The organism is Sphingopyxis microcysteis (assembly GCF_012274265.1).
GTDB classification, from domain to species: domain Bacteria; phylum Pseudomonadota; class Alphaproteobacteria; order Sphingomonadales; family Sphingomonadaceae; genus Sphingopyxis; species Sphingopyxis microcysteis.
In genome coordinates this window covers 1-977 of the sequence record NZ_JAANYY010000009.1, presented here as the reverse complement: position 1 = coordinate 977, position 977 = coordinate 1, and the positions used below count along the sequence as shown (strand labels likewise).

General features: G+C 62.8%; 1 protein-coding gene. It reads left to right on the top strand.

Going from position 1 to position 977, the window contains the following annotated elements; translation table 11 throughout:
- Positions 1-248 precede the first annotated feature (248 nt).
- Entirely contained in the window at positions 249-896 is a 648-nt protein-coding gene (locus G9408_RS16440; protein WP_168455015.1) for a MobA/MobL family protein, read from the top strand.
- Positions 897-977 lie beyond the last annotated feature (81 nt).

Here is a 977-nt window from a genome sequence, read left to right as displayed (position 1 = left end):
AAAATGGCCTCGCTGCTCGGGTCGCGCGAGCAGCGAGGCCTGCGAGCGTGCATATGCACAATGCTTCGCATGCGATGGGCCGCTGTCATGCCCGTCAGGGCACGGTCTAGCGACCAGCGTTAAATATCCGGTGAATCGACGTCCAGCAGCCGCTGCGGCGCCGTCTCGCCATCCCTCCATCACACATAAACTCAGCAAGGGGACCGCAGCGATGCGGTCCCTTTCTCCTTTATAGAAAGACGTACCAAATGACGACCATCCACAACATCCGACCGTTCAACACCCGCTATGTGATCCGGGACCGGTCAAGCCGTTATACGCCCGAACTCTTGCGCACCCACCGAACCGCGCAGGCGAGCTACGCTTACATCAACCGCCAGAACAGCGTTGATGAATGGGGTCCGACGCCGAACTGGGCGTCGCGCTCCGACCTTGCGGCGGCGGGCCGATGTGCTCCCGCCCGCGCCGCCGGACCCAAGCTGTCGGGTATCGCTCTGTGGGCACAAGCGGACGAGAATGCAGCCCGGTATCGGCCCGACGAGCCGACCATCGCACATTGCGTCGGTAGCCTGCCGCGCCATGAGGATCTCGCCTTCTGGCGCAATCTGATCGAAGGCTTTGCCGAGGATTATCTGGTCGCCCGCGGTATGGTGGTCGACTGGGCGATCCACCATCAGGCAGACAGCGACGATAAGCCCGAAATCGCGCCCCATGCGCATTTCCTCATCACCTTGCGAGGATATGACCCGGAGCACCGCGATTATGGCAAGGTTCGCCAGAACTGGCTGCGGACGGACAATTCTCGCAAGCGCCTCGCCGAGCGGTGGTGGGAACGGACCGGAATCGTCCCGCCCGAATATGTCATGGCGGCGGCGATGTCCCAAATCTCTCGCTGACATCGTGTCGGCGCCGGGCCTCGACGACGCCCGGGGTCGGCACTCTCGAATGCCGCGTTTCCGCATGGCGCTTTGCAAGGA